At 48.5% G+C, this 4,086-nt stretch carries 3 protein-coding genes; all 3 read left to right on the top strand.

From position 1 onward, the window contains the following. The first annotated feature begins 120 nt into the window (after positions 1-120). The 3 genes from Q0338_RS10375 to Q0338_RS10365 are packed head-to-tail and all read left to right on the top strand — an operon-like array spanning position 121 to position 4,014. Positions 121-2,337, top strand: a complete 2,217-nt coding sequence (locus tag Q0338_RS10375) for an NADP-dependent isocitrate dehydrogenase (protein WP_298086656.1) — start codon at positions 121-123, stop codon at positions 2,335-2,337. 12 nt (positions 2,338-2,349) lie between these two features. After that, positions 2,350-3,237: a malate dehydrogenase gene (locus tag Q0338_RS10370; RefSeq protein WP_298086655.1), complete on the top strand. Its 888-nt coding sequence runs from the start codon at positions 2,350-2,352 to the stop codon at positions 3,235-3,237. Between the two features lie 3 nt (positions 3,238-3,240). Further along, a complete protein-coding gene (locus tag Q0338_RS10365; RefSeq protein WP_298086654.1) occupies positions 3,241-4,014 on the top strand; it encodes a CHAP domain-containing protein in 774 nt (257 codons plus the stop codon). Positions 4,015-4,086: the final 72 nt, after the last annotated feature.

Here is a 4,086-nt window from a genome sequence, read left to right as displayed (position 1 = left end):
ATAAATTTAGCGTAACATACGATGAGCATGTAGGCGCGATAAACTCCCAAAAATAGCCCGCCAAAAGGCGTTTTAATATAAATTTGGATAAGATTTTGCGAAATTTATTTAGGAGGAAAGATGAGCGACATCGTCTATACTAGAACCGACGAATCACCGCTACTTGTTAGCTACTCGCTGTTTCCGATCCTGCAGGCGTTTTTGCGCGCGGGCGGCATAGAGATAGAGCAGGCCGACATAGGGCTGGCTGCGCGTATTATCGCTGCTTTTAACGACAAGCTGCCACCTGATCTGCGCGTAAGCGACGATCTGGAGATGCTGCGAAATTTGACGCAAGAAAAGCGCGCGAATATCATCAAGCTGCCAAATATCTCGGCAAGCTTGCCTCAGCTAAACGCCGCTATCACCGAGCTTCGCGCCAAAGGCTACGATCTGCCGCCATGCCCGTCCGAGCCAAAAACGCCGGAGGAAAAAGACGCGGCCGCCAGATACGCCAAAGTGCTAGGAAGCGCGGTAAATCCGGTGCTGCGCGAGGGCAACTCGGACCGCAGATGCGTCGGTGCGGTAAAACGCTACGCCCGCGAAAATCCATATAAAATCACCCCTTTTGAAAAAGATAGCAAAACCGAAGTCGCCTATATGAAGGGCGGAGATTTTTACTCCTCCGAGCGTTCGATTAGCTTTGAAACGGATGAAAATTTACGCGTCGAGTTTATCTCAAAAAGCGGCGAAAAACGCGTGCTAAAAGAAAATTTATCGGTAGAAAAAGGCGACATAATCGACGCTAGCTTTATGAGCGCAAGTAAGCTAGACGCCTTTATAAAAGAGCAAATCGCAGACGCGAAAGCAAAAAATTTGCTCTTTAGCGTGCATCTAAAAGCCTCGATGATGAAGGTGAGCGATCCTGTTATTTTCGGACATTTCGTAAAGATTTTTTTCGCGGAAGTTTTTGAGGAGTTTGCGGACGAGCTAAAAAGCGTAAACGTCAGCGAAAACAACGGGTTAAAAGACCTTTTTGCGCGGATTTTAAATTTGCCTCAAACAACGCAAGAAAAAATAAAAGCCAAATTTGATGAAATTTATGCCGCAAGGCCAAATTTAGCGATGGTAAACTCGGCTGCAGGCGTTACAAATTTACACGTTCCTAGCGACGTTATCATCGACGCCTCGATGCCGGCGATGATAAAAAACGGCGGCAAAATGTGGGATAAAGAGGGTATAGCCAGGGAAACCAAAGCCGTGATACCAGATAAAACCTACGCCGTGGTTTATGAGGCTGCGATCGCGGATATCAAGATAAACGGTGCGCTAGATCCCGCTAAAATCGGCAGCGTCTCAAACGTCGGGCTAATGGCTAAAAAGGCCGAGGAGTACGGTAGCCACGACAAGACCTTCGTGATGAGCGAAGCGGGCGAGGCTCGCGTGGTAAATGCAAAAGGCGAAATTTTATTTAAATTTGAGCTAGAAAAAGGCGATATATTTAGGATGACGCAGGTTAAAGACGTCGCCGTGCGAAACTGGGTCGAGCTGGCGCTAAAACGCGCGAAAATCACGGGACAAAAGGCGATATTTTGGCTGGACGAAAACAGGGCTCACGACCGAGAAATCCTAAAAAAAGTAAGAGCGCAGCTAGCAAGCGCCGATACTAGCGGGCTTGATATAGAGATCATGTCTCCCGCGGCGGCTTGCAAAAAGTCGCTTGAGATCATGAGAAGCGGCAAAGACTGCATCAGCGTCACGGGGAATGTCTTGCGCGACTATCTGACCGATCTTTTTCCGATCTTGGAGCTTGAAACCAGCGCTAAGATGCTCTCTATCGTGCCTCTGCTAGAGGGCGGAAGTATCTTTGAGACGGGAGCGGGAGGTAGCGCGCCGAGGCTCGCCGAACAGCTGCTGGAGCAAAATCACCTAAGCTGGGATAGCCTGGGAGAGTTTTTGGCTCTGGGCGCTAGTCTCGAGCAGTTAGCGGGATTTAAGCAAAGTCCCGAGGCGCAAATTTTAGCCGATACGCTAAATGCGGCCGTAGAGCGCTATCTAAAAGAAAACAAAGTTCCGCGGTTTGAGGTCGGGCAGCTAGATACGCGCGCGAGCCATTTTTATATCGCGCTTTACTGGGCGAGCGAGCTTGCCGCTAGCGGTACGCAGCTGGGCGATAAATTTAAACTCGTCGCCCAAAATCTCGCGCAAAACGAGAGCGCGATAGTGGCCCAAATAAACGCGGCGCAAGGACGAAAGGTCGATATCGGCGGATACTATAAGCCAGACGGCAAAAAGGCGAGCGCGGCGATGAGGCCGAGCGCAACGTTTAATCAAATTTTAGAAAACCAAATTTTATAAAAAAGGAAAAAAATGAAAATTTCAGTTATCGGAGCCGGAAACGTAGGCGCGAGCGCGGCTAGCGCTATTTTGCTAAGAGGCATCGCAGACGAGATCGCGATGGTGGATATATTTGGCGACGTGGCGCGCGCAAAGGCGATCGATCTATCTCAGAGCGCGGCGGTTTTCGGTCTGGACGTTAGCGTTGTCGGCGGGGATGATTTTTCGTTGATTAAAGATAGCGACATCGTGGTCGTGACCGCCGGAAGCCCTAGAAAAGAGGGGCAGACTAGAGAAGATCTGCTGCTAAAAAACGCCGGCATCGTAAAAGGCACGGTGGAGAAAATCGCCAAATTTGCCCCAAACTGCGTCATCATAAACGTAACCAACCCGCTTGACGCGCTCACGTATCTAGTCTATAAAACGAGCGGTTTTGATAAAAGCAGGGTGCTGGGGATGGCGGGCGAACTAGACTCCGCGCGTCTAAAATACGAGATCTCTCAAAAAACAGGACTAAAAAACAGCGCATTTAGCGCGCACATCATAGGATCTCATAACGACGATATGGTGGCGCTACAAAGCAACGTGAGCGTGGATCTGGGCGGCGAATTTGACGCGGTAGCGCAGGAGGCCAAAACGGGCGGCGCAAAGATAGTTAAGCTGCTTGGCACGTCGGCATACTATGCTCCGGGCGCGGCTGCGGCCAAGATGTGCGAGGCGATCAAAACGGATAGCGAGCAGTGGCTAAGCTGCTGCGTGATAGAGGGCGAGTGCGCGGGCGGTAGGCTCGTTAAGCTAGGCAAGGGCGGCGTGCGCGAGATCAAGCAACCAAGCGCGGAGGAAAAAGCGGCTCTTGAAAAAGGCGAAGCCCAAACGGCTGCAAATATCAAATTTCTAAAAGAAAGCGGGGTAATCGCGTAGCCGATGTTTATAAAATCCAAGATAAAAACGAATCAAATTTGCGCGCTTTTTTTGGCGACTTTTATTTCGGGTTGCGCTAACGTTTCGCCAAGCGCTCCGAAAAATGAAGCCTCAGCCGCGACGCTGGTAAAACAAGGTCAAATCCAGGCTGCGATGCCGATAGAGAAAAGTCAAATTCAAGTTACGACTCCGCCAGAAAAGAGTAAAATCCAAAACTCGGCAGTCGAGACGACGCAAAGTAAAGTCAGCAACCGATTTGACGTGAAAGAAAAAGCCCTGCTTGACCTTATACAAAAGTATGTAGGCAAAAGAGACGGCGGCGACTGCTCGGGCTTTGTGACGCTTATAAATAAAAAATTTAACCGAGACTTTTTTGACGAAAAGGAACTCGATAAATTTTACACCAAGCGCGGCCTAAAAAGCGAAGCGATGTTTAAGCTTTACGAGAGTAAAAATTTGATCGCGTTTGATGATCCGCAGGTCGGGGATTTGATATTTTTCAACAACACGACTAGAGGCACGAAAAATAACAAAAAAGCCAAAATCGTCACTCACGTAGGCATCGTAAGCAGCGTCGAAAAAGACGGCACCGTAGCTTTTACGCATCATACCAAGGGTAAAAATATGGTGGATTTTATGAATCTAAACGATAAAAATACCCGCAAAAAAGGAAAAAAAGAGCTAAATTCCTACGTCGTGTCATGCAAAAACAAAAGCACGTCGTGCCTTGCGTCAAATAGATTTGCGGGATTTGGCAAAGTGGGCGTAAGGGACTAAAATATCTATAAATTTGGCTGTTTCGAGTCTTAAAATTTACCGCCGTATCTGTATAAATTCGTCGTCAAATTT

Source organism: uncultured Campylobacter sp. (genome assembly GCF_938018145.1).
Taxonomy (GTDB): Bacteria; Campylobacterota; Campylobacteria; order Campylobacterales; family Campylobacteraceae; genus Campylobacter_A.
Note: the sequence above shows the minus strand (reverse complement) of the source record. Positions and strands in the feature narration are given on the sequence as shown.